Annotated in this window: 17 protein-coding genes; 10 read left to right on the forward strand and 7 right to left on the reverse strand. The window is 70.1% G+C overall.

From position 1 onward, the window contains the following. Nucleotides 1–47: 47 nt before the first annotated feature. The 3 genes from AC4H2H_RS00830 to AC4H2H_RS00840 form a co-directional block, all read right to left on the reverse strand. Nucleotides 48–635, reverse strand: a complete 588-nt coding sequence (locus tag AC4H2H_RS00830; protein WP_494368915.1) for a pyridoxamine 5'-phosphate oxidase family protein — start codon at nucleotides 633–635, stop codon at nucleotides 48–50. Between the two features lie 123 nt (nucleotides 636–758). Beyond that, nucleotides 759–1274 carry a GNAT family N-acetyltransferase gene (locus tag AC4H2H_RS00835; protein ID WP_494368916.1) on the reverse strand — a complete coding sequence of 172 codons (516 nt, stop codon included), beginning with the start codon at nucleotides 1272–1274 and terminating at the stop codon, nucleotides 759–761. A gap of 105 nt (nucleotides 1275–1379) precedes the next feature. Further along, complete coding sequence (locus tag AC4H2H_RS00840; protein WP_494368917.1) at nucleotides 1380–1841, reverse strand: hypothetical protein; 462 nt, start codon at nucleotides 1839–1841, stop codon at nucleotides 1380–1382. Between the two features lie 96 nt (nucleotides 1842–1937). Here AC4H2H_RS00840 and AC4H2H_RS00845 point away from each other — a divergent pair, with 96 nt between their 5' ends. Then, the gene (locus tag AC4H2H_RS00845) at nucleotides 1938–3011 is read left to right on the forward strand and encodes an App1 family protein phosphatidate phosphatase (protein ID WP_494368918.1); all 1074 of its coding nucleotides are present in this window, start codon (nucleotides 1938–1940) and stop codon (nucleotides 3009–3011) included. A 48-nt stretch (nucleotides 3012–3059) separates the two neighbouring features. Then, complete coding sequence (locus tag AC4H2H_RS00850) at nucleotides 3060–3908, forward strand: hypothetical protein (protein WP_494368919.1); 849 nt, start codon at nucleotides 3060–3062, stop codon at nucleotides 3906–3908. Between the two features lie 185 nt (nucleotides 3909–4093). Here the strand turns inward: AC4H2H_RS00850 and AC4H2H_RS00855 are convergent, their stop codons facing one another. Then, nucleotides 4094–5242 (reverse strand): hypothetical protein, encoded by a 1149-nt coding sequence (locus AC4H2H_RS00855; RefSeq protein WP_494368920.1) that lies wholly within the window; start codon nucleotides 5240–5242, stop codon nucleotides 4094–4096. A 285-nt stretch (nucleotides 5243–5527) separates the two neighbouring features. Here AC4H2H_RS00855 and AC4H2H_RS00860 point away from each other — a divergent pair, with 285 nt between their 5' ends. Together AC4H2H_RS00860 and AC4H2H_RS00865 are read left to right on the forward strand one after the other, a co-directional pair. Further along, nucleotides 5528–5866 (forward strand): hypothetical protein, encoded by a 339-nt coding sequence (locus tag AC4H2H_RS00860; RefSeq protein WP_494368921.1) that lies wholly within the window; start codon nucleotides 5528–5530, stop codon nucleotides 5864–5866. A gap of 1098 nt (nucleotides 5867–6964) precedes the next feature. After that, nucleotides 6965–7582, forward strand: a complete 618-nt coding sequence (locus AC4H2H_RS00865; RefSeq protein ID WP_494368922.1) for a hypothetical protein — start codon at nucleotides 6965–6967, stop codon at nucleotides 7580–7582. A gap of 242 nt (nucleotides 7583–7824) precedes the next feature. Here the strand turns inward: AC4H2H_RS00865 and AC4H2H_RS00870 are convergent, their stop codons facing one another. Continuing rightward, nucleotides 7825–8070, reverse strand: a complete 246-nt coding sequence (locus tag AC4H2H_RS00870) for a hypothetical protein (protein ID WP_494368923.1) — start codon at nucleotides 8068–8070, stop codon at nucleotides 7825–7827. 14 nt (nucleotides 8071–8084) lie between these two features. Beyond that, complete coding sequence (locus AC4H2H_RS00875) at nucleotides 8085–8729, reverse strand: peptidoglycan DD-metalloendopeptidase family protein (protein ID WP_494368924.1); 645 nt, start codon at nucleotides 8727–8729, stop codon at nucleotides 8085–8087. Between the two features lie 214 nt (nucleotides 8730–8943). Between AC4H2H_RS00875 and AC4H2H_RS00880 the strand changes: the two genes are divergently transcribed. The 5 genes from AC4H2H_RS00880 to AC4H2H_RS00900 all read left to right on the forward strand — a co-directional run bounded on the left by AC4H2H_RS00880 (nucleotide 8944) and on the right by AC4H2H_RS00900 (nucleotide 13119). Then, nucleotides 8944–11361, forward strand: coding sequence for a glycoside hydrolase domain-containing protein (locus AC4H2H_RS00880; RefSeq protein ID WP_494368925.1), 2418 nt, complete (start codon nucleotides 8944–8946; stop codon nucleotides 11359–11361). A gap of 143 nt (nucleotides 11362–11504) precedes the next feature. Next, complete coding sequence (locus AC4H2H_RS00885) at nucleotides 11505–11849, forward strand: hypothetical protein (RefSeq protein ID WP_494368926.1); 345 nt, start codon at nucleotides 11505–11507, stop codon at nucleotides 11847–11849. A 35-nt stretch (nucleotides 11850–11884) separates the two neighbouring features. Next, nucleotides 11885–12109, forward strand: coding sequence for a hypothetical protein (locus AC4H2H_RS00890; RefSeq protein ID WP_494368927.1), 225 nt, complete (start codon nucleotides 11885–11887; stop codon nucleotides 12107–12109). 117 nt (nucleotides 12110–12226) lie between these two features. Beyond that, nucleotides 12227–12451 carry a hypothetical protein gene (locus AC4H2H_RS00895; RefSeq protein ID WP_494368928.1) on the forward strand — a complete coding sequence of 75 codons (225 nt, stop codon included), beginning with the start codon at nucleotides 12227–12229 and terminating at the stop codon, nucleotides 12449–12451. Then, nucleotides 12448–13119 (forward strand): DinB/UmuC family translesion DNA polymerase, encoded by a 672-nt coding sequence (locus AC4H2H_RS00900; RefSeq protein ID WP_494368929.1) that lies wholly within the window; start codon nucleotides 12448–12450, stop codon nucleotides 13117–13119. The genes AC4H2H_RS00895 and AC4H2H_RS00900 overlap by 4 nt, the downstream gene beginning before the upstream one ends. Before the next feature lie 21 nt (nucleotides 13120–13140). On the opposite strand, the gene AC4H2H_RS00905 is transcribed toward AC4H2H_RS00900, so the two are convergent. Next, nucleotides 13141–13803, reverse strand: a complete 663-nt coding sequence (locus tag AC4H2H_RS00905) for a hypothetical protein (RefSeq protein WP_494368930.1) — start codon at nucleotides 13801–13803, stop codon at nucleotides 13141–13143. A gap of 388 nt (nucleotides 13804–14191) precedes the next feature. Here AC4H2H_RS00905 and AC4H2H_RS00910 point away from each other — a divergent pair, with 388 nt between their 5' ends. Continuing rightward, nucleotides 14192–15304 carry a hypothetical protein gene (locus AC4H2H_RS00910; protein WP_494368931.1) on the forward strand — a complete coding sequence of 371 codons (1113 nt, stop codon included), beginning with the start codon at nucleotides 14192–14194 and terminating at the stop codon, nucleotides 15302–15304. The last annotated feature ends 122 nt before the right edge of the window (nucleotides 15305–15426 follow it).

The raw sequence follows: 15426 nt of genomic DNA on the forward strand, positions 1-15426 counted from the left end.
AGACCCTCCGTGCCCGCCCGGGCACCTGCACGACGCCGCAGCCCGCCTCACGAGGCGGGCTGCGGTGCGTCCGGTGCACGCAGGGCGGACTCCTCGCCGGGCCCGAACCGCCACCGCATCGCGGCGTGCTCGGCCGTGCGCTCGTAGGCGAACACGACCTCCGGCCGCACGGCGAAGACGAGCGACGGGTCCCCGGCGTTGACGAACGTGCCGTCGCCGACCGTGAACGACCACTCGTCGCCGTACTTGCAGCGCCACCGCTCGGCGAGCCGGTGCAGCGCGGAGTCCTCGGTGACGCGCACGGCCGTCCCCTCCACGACGACGTCGAGCGCGTCGGAGTACGCGTTCGTGCCGGTCGTGAGCACCACGCGCGCGTTCTCGGCGAGGTTGCGGGCCTTGCGCTCCTCGGGGCCGGTCGTGACGTGCAGGCAGCCGTCCGCGACGACCGTCATGAGGGGTGTGACGTGCGGTCGGCCGTCGGGCCGCACGGTCGAGATCCAGGAGATCTGGGCGCGCTCGAGCGTCCGCCGGACCGTCTCCCAGGGCACCGGGCTCGCGCCCGGTGAGCTGTAGCCGGGGATCAGCGTCCCCTCCGGGTCCGTCGCCGCGGGGTGGTCGGTGCTCGTGCCGGTCATCGTGTCGTCCTCTCGTCGGTCCTGTGGGGACCGACGGTCGAGCCGGAACTCATCGGCCGGAACGACGCGGTGACTCCGCTGCCCTGCTGGACCTCCGGGTCGGAGAGCGAGAGGGCCTCCAGATCACGCGCGCGATGCTGCGACCCGGTGCTTGGACAGGTAGACGGCGCCGCCGATGTGCTGGCCGAGCTGCCCGCTCGGTGGCTCGGTCAGCTCGTATCCGGCTGCCCTGTACATCTTGACGTTGCGTTCGCTGCGGCCACCGGTAAAGAGGTCGAACCGGTGCACGGAGTCCGGCGCCTGGGACTCCGCGTGCGCGAGCAGCCAACGCCCCAGACCCAGACCTTGGAGATCGGGCGCGACCATGAGGCGCCCGATCTGCCAACTGTGGCCCTCCTGGTGTGCGCGGATCGCCGCCACGAGTCTCGGGCCTTTGCGGACCGTCCAGACATGCTGGCTCTCGACCCAGGCCTGGACCGCCTGAAGGTCTTCGTGCAGCGCCGGGATCGCGAGCGTGTCGTTCAGGATCGCCTCGGTGACCCAGCAACAGCGCTGAAGCACGAGCAGTTCGGCAGCATCCTCGCGTCGGGCGTATCTGAGCGTGCAACCGGGTACCGGAACCAGTTCGTCGTGAGCCATGGCGACGAACGTAGGTCCGCGCCAGCTCGGAAGCAAAGCAGGTCGGATGCTCCCGGATGCACGGGGCAGTCCGTAGGCAGGCCGACGACCGGGAGCCCGCTGCCGTCAGCCGACGTCCTCCGGGCCTGCTTCGTGGCCCGGACGGCCGGGCGTGCGGCGCTCCTGCTTCATGCGCGCCTCGAAGAGGTGCCGCACACCGTGCGCGAGCTCGTCGCGCGCCCGGCGCTCGTGGTCGCGGAAGACGGACCAGTAGCCGTCGTCGTACTCCTCGACGAGCTGGAACGTCCAGCGACCGGGAACGACGTTGCGCCCCACGAGGTCCGTGGCGATCCGGTCCGAGACCTCCGCGTGCCCCGCCGCGCGCAGCTTCTCGACCGCCTCGCCCAGCGCGAGGTCCGCCTCGCCGGTGAGCTGGTGGAACGTGTAGAGGTGGCCGCGCGCCCGCTCGGTGGTCTCGAGGGCCTCGCTCAGCGCGCCGAGGGCGTCGACGGTCGCCTCGCTCACCCCGGGGGGCACCGGTCGCGACGGCAGGTCTCGGGCGGCAGCGGGCGTCTCGTCGTCGGTCACCCGGTCACGCTAGGCGCGGGGCGCAGAGCCCGCACGCGACGGGAGCCTGTGACAGGGTTGACCTCGCCATCCCCGACCGAGGACATGCCGCGAACCATGCCACAGACCGATCCCGTGCCGACCGTCACGACCCACGCGACCCCGAGCCAGCGACCCCACCGTGCGGCCCGGATCGAGGACCGGTGGCGCGCCGTCGTCGCCCGGTTCCAGAGGGCGCGCGGCTGGCGCCCGCGCGTCGAGCCGTTCGCGGGCTACGGCAGCCCGCGGCGCGTACGCATCCTCGGGCGCGTGCTGCTCGCGAGCCCCGCGTTCGACCCGGCGGCCCACGAGCAGCACGCGGCCGACCGGCGCGGCTGGCGCTACTTCTTCACCGCGCCCGCCCCGCGCGAGGAGGTGCGCGTGCACGTCGGCGACGCGGTCGTCGACCTGGTGTCGGACCGCAGCGGGTATCTCGACGCGATCGTCGACGTCGAGCTGGCTCCCGGGTGGCACACCGTGACGTTCCGGACCTCGACGGGCGCCGAGGCGAAGGGGCGCGTGGTCGTGGTCGCGGACGGTCGCCGGCTCGGCGTCGTCTCGGACATCGACGACACCGCGATGGTGACCGCGGTCCCCCGCCCCCTCATCGCCGCCTGGAACACGTTCGTGCGGCACTCCAGCGCGCGCGTGCCCGTCCCGGGCATGGCCGCGATGTACCGGGGAATCGCCGCGGGACGACCCGGGACCCCGTTCGTCTACGTGTCGACGGGTGCGTGGAACACGGCGGCGAACCTGCGCCGGTTCCTGCAGCGGCACGGGTTCCCGCCCGGTCCCCTGCTGCTCACCGACTGGGGCCCGACGAACACGGGTTGGTTCCGCAGCGGCCAGGAGCACAAGAACACCTCGCTCGACCGCCTGTTCCGCGACCTGCCCGACGTCGACTGGCTCCTCGTGGGCGACGACGGTCAGCACGACCCCGACATCTACGCGCGGGCCGCGCGGCTCCACCCCGACCACGTCACCGCCGTCGCGATCCGCGAGCTCACGCCCGCGCAGCAGGTCCTCGCGCACGGGTCGCCCCTGCCCGGGCCGGGCAGCGGGCCGGACCCGGCCGAGAGCGGCGTCCCGACGGCGCACGGCCCCGACGGCGACGCCCTCACCCGCTCCCTGGCCAAGGTCCTGCGCCGCTGACCTGCGGGCCGGGATGCTCGTGCCGCCCGTCGATGGTTGCCTGGCGTCATGACGACGCCCGACGACCCCGTCCCTGCACCCGGCCAGGCCGAGCACCGCCGGACGTGGCCGTGGATCGTCCTGACGGTCGCGGCGTTCCTCGTGGTGCTGGTGGTCGTCTGGCTGACCAACCGTCCCGCAGGGGGTGAGCCGGCGGCCGCGACCCCGCCGCCGTCGGACGCGACCACGAGCCCGGCACCGACCGGCAGCGCCTCGCCCACGGACGACGTGTCGGCACCCGTCGCGGAGGGCTGCCCGGCGACCGACGACGGCCCGCCCGCCGACGCGAGCACGCACGAGATCGTGGACGTCGACGGGGACGGCCGCCCGGACGACGCGTGGCTCACCGGGGGCGCGGGCCGGGCGTTCGGCATCACCACCGCGTCGGGCGCGACGTACTCCGTGCCGGTCGAGTCCGCGAGCCCGGTCCCGGCCAGCGCCGTCGTGAACGTCGTCGCCGCGGGCGACGGCACCGCCCCGATCGCGCTCGTCGACACGGGCCGCGAGGTCCTGCTTCTCTCGGCCGCGGGCTGCGCACTGACCCCGACGCAGAACGCCGAGGGCGAGCCGTACACCTTCGACAAGGGCTTCGCGGGCTTCGGCACCGGCGTCGGCTGCACCGAGGCCGAGGGCACGCTGCACCTCGCCGGGCTGAACGCCGTGTCCGACGACGGCACGTCCTTCACCGTGACCCGCACCGTCGTCGACCTCGACACGGGCGCCCGCACCGCCACCAACGGCCCCACGGACACCGTCGCCGACGGCGCGGTACCCGACGACCCCGTCGTCACGACCGCCCAGCAGACCAGCTGCGGCGACCTCGTCGCCGGCGAGGACGGCCCCGTCGAGCCCCGGTAGCCCTCGGCCGCCAGACGCGAGAGGTGCGACGGGGAAACGAGGGTCGGGGGTCCGGTGGGGCGGGGCGGGTCGTGGCGGGTCTGGCGGGAGCGGCGAGGAACGAGCCGCGGATGGTAGACCCGCCCAGCCCCACCGGACCCCCGACCCGACCCGACCACCCCCGACCCGACCCCGGCACGCCGGACCTACGAACGGCCGCACGCCCCGCACGCGCCCCGACGCCGCAGCCAGTACGCGTAGGTCGCCGCGCCGAGCGCGACGGACCACAGCGGCCACAGGATCATCGGGCCGATGGCGCCCCACCGGTCGGCGGTGAGGGCGAGCTCCCCCGACTCCAGCCCGACCGCGATGAGCGACAGCCCCGCCGGGAGCACCGCGACGGCGACGACGGTCGCGGGGATCACCGCGAGCAGGACGGGCACGCGGCGCCCGGCGAGCCCGAGCATCCAGCGCGGGAAGACCTCGCCCCAGCGCTGGAACAGCCCGAGCGTGAGCACGGCGCCGACGAGCGCGAACCCGCCCAGGCCGAGCGCGGCGATCCAGCCGTCGTCGCCGGCGAGGTCGGCGACGTCGTCGGGCGCGAAGCCGAGCGGGATCCCGAGCACCCAGGCGATGCGGGTCAGGGCGTAGAACGCGGGGACCGCCGCGGCGACGAGCGCGGCGGTCCGGCCCCAGCGGGCGGCGGCAGCCGGCGTGGTCCACGCCGGGTCCTGTCCGTCGAGACGGCGGCCGCACGACTCGCACGCTCCGGCGGTCCGGCGGACGAACCGCCAGGTCGACGCCGCGAGCGACGTACCCCCGACCAGGACCGCGAGCTGCAGGACGCTCCCCGGGGTGACGAGCTCGGAGAACGCGGCACGCAGGTCGGCGTCGAACGGCGCCATGATCGTCAGCACGGGAAGGTAGCCGAGGCGGGCGAGCACCGTCGCGTCGACGAACGTCACGGCCGCGGCCAGGACGACGACCACTCCGGCGACCGTCGTCGTGCGCACGATCGGCGCGACCCGGGACCCCTGGCCCCCGCGCCACGTCCACACCGCGAGCGCCGCGCCCACGACAGCGACGACCGCGAGCCACGGCGTGAGGTCGGCCGCGGGGACGGAGTGCCACATGCCGAAACCCGACGGGTCGCCGTCGCCCACGGGCAGGGCGCGCCCGGTGAGCGTGACCGCGAGCGCGACGGCGGCACCGAGCGCCCACCACAGCGTCGCGGTCGGGGCGATCCATCGCCCACGGCGCGGGTGCGGCACCGGTGGAGCGCTGCCGCCGCGCGATCCGACGACGACCGTGCGGCGGTCACCAAAAACCGGAGGGGAGGTCTGCGAGGTGTTCATGCCTCGACCCTGCCGCCGACGTCACGGCGGCGGATCACCCGCAGCGACGACGCCGCTCCCCCGCGTGGGGGATCAGTCGCGCGAGCGCGCCTCGCGCACGGGCCGGAGCGCTCCGGTGGACATGAGAGCGAGACAGTGGGCAGTGCTGTCGGCGGCGGCACTGAGCACCGCGGTCATGGGTGGCTGAAGTGCTGATGGTGAGGCGCATGCAGAGAGGTCGAGCCGTCGCAGGCTGGCACCGCAACCCAGCAGCCTTCGCCCGTCACCTCGCCAGAGGTCGACGCCATGGACGACGCCGCCATCTGCACCGCCTTCAGTGATGTGCTGACGATCGCGGAGAACGCCGACCTCGCCCTCGCCGAAGGCCGCATGGAGGCGCAGGAACACGACGGCTGGTACCAGCTGGCAACCCGCGTGCTCGATCGCCTGCCATCCACTGGGGACAGCGCGGTGCAGACGGCAATCGGTCAGCTGAAGGAGGTCGCGCCGGCCGTACCGTCTGGTGCGTTCGCGGAGTCGACCGGTGTGCGCTCCCCCGAGTGGGACGAGGTCGAAGGCGCCCTCGGGGGAGCGTGCGACGACCTCGGTGCTCCGCTGGTGATCAACGCCCTCACCGGCGGATGACACAAGAGCCGGCGCCCAGAGCGGTCCACTGATCCAGGGATGCACCCTCATAGCTGTGCTGACCTGAATAGGCCGCTCGTGAGAATCCGCGCCCTACCGAGGCACGACGGTTGCGAGGGGCCGACTGCTCGAGCCGTGGGGCGACCCTTCTGCGATGTCGCAGTTGTGCCGACCACGTGGCGGAGGGCACAACTGCAAGAGCCGATTGGCTGCATCGATTCGCGCGACGTTCTCTTGAGCAGTTGCCGGGCACTGCGACGAACGCCTCGGGCGTAGCGATCGCAACATGAACCGGCTCCTGGGTGTGCAGGATGACGAGCCCCAGGACGGGTGTAAGGGTGCCTCCTGAGACCTTCTGACTCGAGACTGAATCCACGCTGTCGACCTCGGCGGCGACGGCATGGGCGGTGACTACTCCGGGATAGACCCGGGCGCGGCCACCGGCCACGGCCATGAATCGTTGCCCGTCGTGACCCTGTCCGGTGGACACGATCGTGCTTCCGACAAGATCCCTGGCGGTCCTCGAGCAACTCCGGTACTCTCCGGACCACGACAGCAACGAAGTTGTCGTCCCAGGGGTGGCTGACAATGGTTCGTCAGCCAAGATCGGAGCGTAAGTGTGCTCAGTTTGAGAAAAGTTGCAACAGCCGGTGTGCTCGCGATTGTTCTGGCCGCAGGCGGCGTAGCCGTCGCACCCGCCGAGGACGCATCCGCGGGGACTGCGAACACATCGGGTTTGATCTCGAAGTACCTCAGGCAATACTCCACTTGGCGAACGAAGACGCCTGGGGGAGGCGTGTACTTCACCGGCACTGCGAGCGCAACATGGGATTGCTGCGGGGGGACTCTGGGATTTAGTCCCACCTCGGACCACTGGACGCTGGGCCTTCGCACCTCATCCGGATCACAATTCAGCAGTCGGACGTATACGGGGCGCAACGCATCGGGCTTGTTCCCCAACACGGCCGGGGTTACCTATAGCCTGGTTTTCGCAATGAACACGAAGGCCTACGGGAACGCGATCGACAACTGGGACAGCAATGCCGTCGCGTCCTTCTCGGGTACCCTCAACTACTGATCCTGAAGGAAGGTTACGGTATGCGCTGGACTAAGAATGTTGTCGCCAATGGATCAATGGCGGCGGTCGTGGCTGCTGGCGCCCTCGCGGCGGTGTTAGGAGCAAGTTCGGGCGGGTCGCCAGCGGAACCCGCTCCTAGCGACCTGGACACGGTTGTCCAGGAGCTCGAGCGGAACTTGACGGAAATTAGCACCCAGCAGGATCTCGAGCGGACCGAGGGTGAGGCCGTATTCAGCTTGCCTCCTGGGGCCTCATTCGCCGCTCCAGAGTCATTCGATAGTGTCGAGTCGCAGATCGGCACTCTCGAGGCGTCCCAGCAAAGCAGGTCGGTCGCGGCATCGGAAGTCGAGGACCCGGAACTCCTGTGGTACGAAGACGGGTTCTTTACGTCGCTCATGGCAATCGACTGGCAGTGTTCGTGGCTGTCAACCGGGGTGGCGCAGGTCGAAGCTGGCGACGTGGATGGTGTTCGTGAGACCGTAGAGACCCTGCGTTCGTTCACTTCCACCGAGTACGTCTCGTCATTTCCTGACTACGACGCGTTCCTGACGGACCAGGTTGACCCGCTCCTCGAAGGCGAAACCGCTGGGGCGGAGTCATTCTTCCCGAACTGTTCAGACTCAACGCTCGTCCACTGAGAGGTGTTCGCACCAGGTTGTCGACGGCGTGGCCGTTCGTGTGCCTGGACTGCATCCGGATCGGATCACCCGGTTGCTGACGAGCTCGTCCAGGGCGGCTACTGGTAGCGATGGGCACACCGCGCCAGTGGGGGATTCGACGGCTGCTCATCCGGTCGGCTGCCCGGTGTGGGACTGCGGTGACGGCTTTCGACGCGGTGTCAGTGTCGCTTCTCGGCGAGACTGACACCGCGTCGGCACGTCTACGACGTCTGAATGCCTTCGCGTTCTTGCCGCTTCTGGTTGCTGGAGAGGCCTTCGAGCTCTGCGCGGGCTCGGGAGGCTTGGTCGACGGCGATGAGTGAGGCGATGGTGGGGACGATGGCGCTGACGATGACGGACGCGATGCCTTGGATGTCGTGCCCGGCGGCGGTGAGCCAGGCGAGGATCGCGGTGATGGCGACGAGAGTCGCGCAGACGATGGCGATGGTGATGTGGGTGGTGCGCATGGACGCTGCTCCTGTCAGTCGAGGCCGAGGCTTGCCCAGGTGAGGGGTCCGACGACGCCGTCGGGGTCGAGGCCTGCGCGGCGCTGGTATTCCTCGACGACTGCGCGAGTCTTGGGGCCGAAGCTGCCGTCGACGGCGAGGTTGCGGGCGTAGGCGGGGTAGGTGGTCTTGAGGTGCTGCTGCAGGTCGCGCACGTGCTGGCCCTGGCTGCCCTCACGCAGGACCGGACGCCCACCGCTGGCTGAGCCTGCCTTTCCGAGGGTCAGGCCTCGCTCGCGGTAGTAGGCCTGGGGGTCGGTGCGAGTCCCCCCGATCCAGACCTCGAAGTGCAGGTGGGGTCCGGTCGCGGTCCCGGTGGATCCGACGTCGCCGATGTGGGTGCCGGCGGCGACGCGCCCGCCTTCGAAGACGCGGCGGCGTGACAGGTGCAGGTAGTGCGTCGCGTGGCCGGTCTCGGCGCGGATGGCGATCCAGTTTCCGCGGGAGGCGTCGTGGCCGGAGGTGGTCACGACGCCGGCGTGCGCCGCCTTGATGGGTGTGCCGTTCGGGGCGGCGATGTCGGTGCCGGTGTGGGGTGTGCGCTTGCCGGTGATCGGGTGTGTGCGTGCGCCGTAGCGCGAGGAGATGCGTCCGGCGACTGGGTTGACGAGCTGGCTCATGGTGCCCCCTCCTGGGTCGGTGAAGGCGCAGGTCACGGGGTCGTGGCCTGCGTGTGGGGAGGAGTGTGCAGGGAGCCGCCCACATGCTACGTTCGAACACACGTTCGAATCGATCGTGTCAGTGGGCGCTGGCAGGGTCTGGTTCCACGTCCCCGGCCGCAGCCGATCTGCGGGGGGCACCGGGTGCACGAGCAAGCGAACGGAGCAACACGCAATGACAACTCAGATCGAACCGAGCACCATCGCGGTCGCGGACGAGCCGGCGGTCGACCAGCTCGTCCTCGAGGTCCAGCAGTATCTCAACGCCACGTACGGCCCGGCGGCCGGGTCGCAGTGGATCACCGTGCCCGAGACCGGTCGTACCGGCTGGTCGACGATGTACGGGCTCACGCGTGCGCTGCAGTACGAGCTCGGGATCGGGACCCTGTCGAACAACTTCGGCAACGGCACTCTCTCGGCGCTGTCGGCGCAGTATCCGCAGATCAGCACGACCACGACGTCCCCGGACCCGGCGACGGCGGCGAAGATCGCACGCGTCGTGCGGATCGTGCAGGGCGGGCTGTACTGCAAGGGCTACAACCCGTCCGGGTTCGACGGCAACTTCGGGCCTGGGTGCGCTGCGGGTGTGCTGGCGATGAAGACCGACATGGGGCTGGCGGGTGGTGGGATCGTCACGCCGAAGGTCTTCAAGGCCATGCTGACGATGGACTCCTACAAGCTCTTCGGCGGGGGGACGACGCAGGTCCGCGAATCCCAGCAGTGGCTCAACCGGATGTACGGGCACCGGCTAAACTTCTACTACATGCCGTGTGACGGGCTGTTCTCGCGCGAGGTGCAGAAGAGCTTCATGCTCGCCATCCAGTACGAGCTCGGGATGGACGACGCGACCGCTACCGGCACGTTCGGCAACCTGACCAAGGAAGGTCTGGAAGACAACGCGACGTTCAACGTCGGGGAGAGCGACACGTCCCACAACTTCGTGCAGCTGTTCCACATGGCCCTGGCCTTCAACCGCTTCGTCCCGAGCGACTTCGTCGTTGATGGGAACTTCGATGCCGACGACGTCGATGTCACCGCCGACTTCCAGGAGTTCTGCGCTCTGCCCCGTACCGGAGGAGCCAACCTGGCGACTTGGGCATCGCTCCTCGTCAGCACCGGCGACACCAACCGGACCACGACCGGAGCGGACACGAGCACCGAGCTCACCGCCGCGCGCATCGCGACCCTGAAGGCCGAGGGCGTCACGAGCGTCGGGCGCTACCTCACGAACTATCCCGGATCGTCGTTCAACAAGAAGCTCCAGCCCGGCGAACTCCAGCGGCTCATCGACGCCAACCTCGGCGTCTGGCCGATCTTCCAGACCTCGGGCAACGCACTGGCGTACTTCACCACCCAGCAGGGCACATCCGACGCAGCCACCGCACTCAGCGCAGCGAGGGACTACGGATTCCCCAACGGAACGGTGATCTACTTCGCCGTCGACTTCGACGCTACGGACCCCAACATCACCTCGAACATCATCCCCTACTTCCGGGAGATCAAGAGCAGGTTCCGCGCCGACGGCAGCGGCTACATCGTCGGGATCTACGGGTCCCGCAACGTCTGCACGCGAGCACGTCTCGAAGCCGGCGTCGGGTACAGCATGGTCCTGGGCATGTCGACCGGCTACTCCGGCAACCTCGGCTTCCCCCTGCCCCGGGAATGGGCCTTCGACCAGATCCAAACCGTGACCCTCGGCACCGGCACAGGCCAGGTCCAGATCGACCGCTGCGTCAAGTCCGGACGCGATCACGGCGCTCGAACGCTCACCGGACCCACGTCCCTTAGCGAGGCCACACTGGAGTATCTGGGCTGGCTGGACCAGCAGATCGCAGAACGCGTCGCGGACCCTAGGAAGCGAGTGGACCCGACGCTCAGCATGTATCGCGCACCGCGATATACACGTGACCTCTGGAACGTCGCCGCCGGCCCGTGGGACCCAGCATTCAACGCCGCGATCGACGCCCTGGGTGTTGAACGCCAGAACACGCTCATTGACCCACGGACCATGGCCGAGGTCGGGGTTGAGCACGTCGCGATCGCGATGAAGACAGGGCTCTACCAGATGACCGATCCGCCTCCGCAGCCGCAGGACCTTACCCTTGGCGACTTCGGGGGCTGGGGCGGGGACCTCATCTCGATCGTCTTCGACTACTACGAGAAGGGCGCTGGATATAGCGCACTTGAGTTCGGCGAGGCCTGGATCGGCGGTCGATCTGTCGACAGCAGGTTCTCCGAGTCCAACCTCATCGAAGACGCAGACGCCTGGAACTTCCTGCAGAAGCTCCTGAATCAGCCGTACAACGGTATCGAACCGGTTGTCCGTGGTACTTATGACCTGAGCGGGGACTGGAGCACACGTTTTACGCGGTGGTTCGAGTCACGCTTCGACGGTGACTGGGACCTCGTCGAGTCCCTCGCGCTCGATGCACTCACCTCTATCAACTCAGTCTTCGCCGCCACCCGCGAGGCCTTCTACCAGGTGCAGGGCTTCGACACTACGTCCGTATCTGCGGCCGACAAGGCCGCCCTGGGCATGGCGTTCGTGAACGTCTTCAAGCAGCGAGTTGCAGAGGAAGCGCAGTCGGTCTAGCAGGATCCGAGTAGTGGCTGTGAACGAGTCGCCCGCCCCATAGCGGCGGGTGACTCGTTCTCCACGAGCGTGGCGTCATCGTCTTGATCGAAATTGCGGGTCCAAGAACGGCACATGTCGAACGGGTGCGTATGTCTGCCGTGATGGCCGAGCGCCTGATCCGTTCATCGAATCACCCCGAGCATCAAGAATCCAAACACGCTCAGACCCACAAGTGCAGTCGCTGTCAACCAGAGAGCCAGGCGGCGTGGCCAGGCAACCACAATGCCGAGCGCGAGAGGGACCACGACCAGTACCGCGACAACACCGAAGGCATGAGCGTCAGTGACGCCACACGTATTCCCAAAGAGGTCGTCACCGTCGCAAAGGCCCGAGCGGTAGTCGCGACCGAGCGCGATCGCAATTCGAGCAGGTATGACGATTGCGAAGAGCCCAAGCAGAGCAACCAGGGCGCCCAGAGCGACGCGCCAGATCGGCGTCCGACGTGACCCGACAACGTCAGAGCTTTGAGCCTCAGGGCCGAATGACATACGGCAAGTCTTACCAGGGCACCCACGGCGCGTGCGAATCACGGGGCCACGCGGCATGGGCTCCCACGAGCGATCGCGGCGGCGACGGCTCGCGCTCGAGGGCCGACCGCGACGGCGCCGCGCGGGCCCAGGGCGGGGGAGACGGCCAGGGCCTCACGCGGGCTCAGCTCGTGGCCGACGTCGTCGGGGTCGTCGTCGCGCTCGTCGCGCTGGGGTGACCCGGCCGTGGTCGGTCGTCGAGCTCCGCCGGCTGAGCGCCGGGACGGTACGTCGGGGGGCTCGGGCGGTCCAAGCTCGTCGCGAAGCTCGCCTCGGAGGCCGCGAAGCCGGGCGGGATGCGCGTCGTCGGCGCCGACGACGAAGACGCGTTCCTGCTCGAGCTACCCGTGCGGGCGTTGTGGGGCGTCGGCCCGGTGTCAGCCGCGCGCCTGGACGAGCTCGGTGTGCGCACGATCGCCGACCTGCGCCGACAGCCGCTCGACACCCTGGTCATGGTGGCCGGCGAGGCGGGCGGGACGAACTCCACCGGATCGCGCGCGGCTGGGACGACCGGCCCGTGACGACGGTGCGCGAGCGCAAGTCGGCGGGTGCCGTGCACACGTTCGACACCGACCTGCACGGCCGAGCCGCGGTCGACGCTGCGCTCGACCCCGTGATCGACGCCGCGCTGGCCCGTCTCGAGCGGCACGCCGTCGCGGCGCGCACGGTCGTCGTTAAGGTTCGGGACTCGTCCTTCACGACCCTGACCCGCTCGGTGACCCTGCCGCGCCCTACGGCGGACGAGGGCGCGCTGCGCGACGCCGCCCACCGTGCGCTCGGACTTGCGGATGTCACCGAGCCGGTCCGCCTCCTCGGGGTCGCGTTCCACGCCCTGTCCGAGCACGTCCAGCTCATGCTGCCTCTCGGCCAGGACGAGACCGAACAGGGGAGCCCCGTGGAACCGGTCGACCTCGCCCAGGTGGCGCCGAGGTCTCCGCGCGTGCGGGCCCGGGCCGCTGCTGCGGACGTCGCACCAGGGTTGGACGTCGCGACTGAGGCCGACGGGCGTGGGTGGGTCGTGCGCGTCGGCGACGACGGACGTGTCGCGGTGCGGTTCGAGACTGCCCGGACCGGGCCGGGCTACCAGCGATGGATCGATCCGGACGTCGAGGACCTCGCGCTGGTCGAGCCACTCGGGCCCGACGGTGAGCCGGCGAGCAGGGGCGGACCGGCTGACGACGACGCGTAGCGCACCGTCAGCAGTCCGCTCTCAGCTCCTGGTGTGGAGCACGCGGACAGGTGCATCGGGCGCCTTGACGAACCCCAGCCCGGGACCCGAGGCGACGCCGGCGACACGGACACGCACGCGCAGCACGCTGCCGTCCTCCGCGATCTTCACGACTTGCAGGGGCGACAGCTCCCGCAGGCCCGCACCGACGACGATCTGCATCCCCGGCTCGAGCTCGGCAACCGTGACGACCCGGCTCCCGTCCCGGAAGCGCGTACCCGGCCGGCGGACACCTTGCTCGACGGGATCGGCACCGCCCGGTACGCGGTGCCCATGCGCTGGCACGAGGAACGCAATGACGACACCGCCGAGCAGAGCCAGCACCGCCGCGAGCGGCCAAGCACCCCTGACAGCCAGCTCGGCGAAGGTGCCGGCGAAGGCCAGACCGAGGCCGACCATCCGCAGCACTCTGAGACGCCTGCCAGCGGTCGTCGTCGTGAAGCCCGGGCGGGTGTCCTCGAGCCAGACGAACGTGGCGTGCAGCGCGAGCAACATGCCGACGAGCCAGGTGCTCAGCCCGATGCCGGCTTGCCCGGAGAACTCGAGGTAGCCCAAGCCGCCCGCCACCACGGTGCACGCCACGAGCGTGAATCGCGCGTGTGCGGACGGAGGCCGCCGTTCAGCGGTGCTCGGTGCGTCACTCATCAGTCTCGGACCCCCTACATCGGTTCTCGCGCAAGGATGCCCGACCCCGCCGACAGACGTTGGTTCGTGTGGGTCGATCCGCCTCGAGGGCCGCCCCTTCTGCGTGATCCCGCCACGCCGCGGCCCTGCGCCGTCACAGCGCCCGGAGCCGGCACACCTTCCCCAGGTGAACCGACACCGGACCGCCGTCGCACGTCACGAGGAAGGCGCAAAAAGCCATGGCCCAGCCGACGATCACCGCACCAGCCTGGGGCGACCCCGAGAGGGGGGAGTGCGTGCACGGCGACCCTCGGCCCCATCGGTGCGCCCTGTGCCGGCACTCCCGCCGCTCCACGCCGCCTCCGACGTTCGACCGGCAGCGCGCGGCCGCCGGCGAGCGCGAGGACCGATGAGCACGGAGGCACGCTGCGAGGACTGCGGCTTCACCAACCGATCCGAAACGCGCCGCCTGGCCCTCGCTGGAATCGCCCGGCACTCCTGCGAACGCGAGCACGCGCGTCGCGCCGCCGCCCGCGACGCACTTGCCCGAGAGGCTGCTCGAGACCGCACGCCTATGCCGTGCCGGCACGCCGATGCCCAGCACGAGCACGGCACCCGAGCCTGCTACGTCCAGGACGAATGCCGTTGCATCCCCTGTACCACCGCGAACAGCCAGTACGAAGCGCAGCGCACGCGCGAGCGCGCCTACGGCCACACCGCATTCGTCGACGCCGGCGCAGCCGTCAAGCACGCCAGTGAGCTCGTGGACGCCGGACTTGGATCGCGACGGATTGCCGAGCTCGCCGGCGTATCCCGATCGACCCTGGCAGCCCTGCTCCGCGGGACCCGCACCACCACCCGACAGAGCATCGTCGACAACCTCCTGGCCGTCCCCATGCCCACCCTCGACGAACTCGCACCCGGCGCCACCACCGACGCCACCGGCACCACACGCCGAGTCCGCGCCCTCATCGCCCACGGATGGTCCATCACGGCGCTCGCGGACCAGACGGGGATCGACCGGCAGGCACTCGACACCGCGGCGAACGCAGGTCGGCGGTCCGTCCTGGTCTCGACAGCTCGCGCCGTGCGTGTGGCCTACGACGAGCTCTGGGCGGCGCCCGCGCCCGAGTCGCCGGGAAAGACACGAGCGCTCATCCGGGCCCGCCACGAGGGATGGCCGCCACCCCTGGCGTGGGACGACGACGAGATCGACGACGCTGCCGCACTCCCAGCCCCAGGGTGGCGCGAGGGCGAGTGTCTGGAGACCGGCTGTCCCGAGACCAAGCTCATCGCTCACGGGCTGTGCTCCACGCACTACCACGCCAGCCGGCGGGCGTCCGCTCGCGGGGTCGTCGACCTTGACGAGTTCCTTCACCTGGTGCGCAGCGGCGAGGACCTCGACCGCGCCGCGGCACGCGTGGGCGTGCGGCTCGGCTCGATCGAAGAGCGCGCTCGCGGGCACCAGCGTGACGACGTCCTCGAGGCGATCAGGCTCACCCGCGCAGGCGTGGCGGTGTGACTCGGACCGCGCCGCCCCGTGTCACAGGGGCGCACCGGCGCCCACCTTCCCTGGGTGAAGAGGCGGTGCGGCAACGGCACCACCAGGAAACGAACATGAGGTGGGAACGATGGGCAACCTCG

It is taken from the genome of Cellulosimicrobium sp. BMG9.22, from assembly GCF_059159975.1.

Excerpts from the sequence above, each read along its gene's own strand:
- AC4H2H_RS00830 (WP_494368915.1), bottom strand. The coding sequence starts at position 635 with ATGACCGGCACGAGCACCGACCACCCCGCGGCGACGGACCCGGAGGGG.
- AC4H2H_RS00835 (WP_494368916.1), bottom strand. The coding sequence starts at position 1,274 with ATGGCTCACGACGAACTGGTTCCGGTACCCGGTTGCACGCTCAGATAC.
- AC4H2H_RS00845 (WP_494368918.1), top strand. The coding sequence starts at position 1,938 with ATGCCACAGACCGATCCCGTGCCGACCGTCACGACCCACGCGACCCCG.
- AC4H2H_RS00850 (WP_494368919.1), top strand. The coding sequence starts at position 3,060 with ATGACGACGCCCGACGACCCCGTCCCTGCACCCGGCCAGGCCGAGCAC.
- AC4H2H_RS00855 (WP_494368920.1), bottom strand. The coding sequence starts at position 5,242 with ATGAACACCTCGCAGACCTCCCCTCCGGTTTTTGGTGACCGCCGCACG.
- AC4H2H_RS00860 (WP_494368921.1), top strand. The coding sequence starts at position 5,528 with ATGGACGACGCCGCCATCTGCACCGCCTTCAGTGATGTGCTGACGATC.
- AC4H2H_RS00865 (WP_494368922.1), top strand. The coding sequence starts at position 6,965 with ATGCGCTGGACTAAGAATGTTGTCGCCAATGGATCAATGGCGGCGGTC.
- AC4H2H_RS00870 (WP_494368923.1), bottom strand. The coding sequence starts at position 8,070 with ATGCGCACCACCCACATCACCATCGCCATCGTCTGCGCGACTCTCGTC.
- AC4H2H_RS00875 (WP_494368924.1), bottom strand. The coding sequence starts at position 8,729 with ATGAGCCAGCTCGTCAACCCAGTCGCCGGACGCATCTCCTCGCGCTAC.
- AC4H2H_RS00880 (WP_494368925.1), top strand. The coding sequence starts at position 8,944 with ATGACAACTCAGATCGAACCGAGCACCATCGCGGTCGCGGACGAGCCG.
- AC4H2H_RS00885 (WP_494368926.1), top strand. The coding sequence starts at position 11,505 with ATGGCCGAGCGCCTGATCCGTTCATCGAATCACCCCGAGCATCAAGAA.
- AC4H2H_RS00890 (WP_494368927.1), top strand. The coding sequence starts at position 11,885 with ATGACATACGGCAAGTCTTACCAGGGCACCCACGGCGCGTGCGAATCA.
- AC4H2H_RS00895 (WP_494368928.1), top strand. The coding sequence starts at position 12,227 with ATGCGCGTCGTCGGCGCCGACGACGAAGACGCGTTCCTGCTCGAGCTA.
- AC4H2H_RS00905 (WP_494368930.1), bottom strand. The coding sequence starts at position 13,803 with ATGAGTGACGCACCGAGCACCGCTGAACGGCGGCCTCCGTCCGCACAC.
- AC4H2H_RS00910 (WP_494368931.1), top strand. The coding sequence starts at position 14,192 with ATGAGCACGGAGGCACGCTGCGAGGACTGCGGCTTCACCAACCGATCC.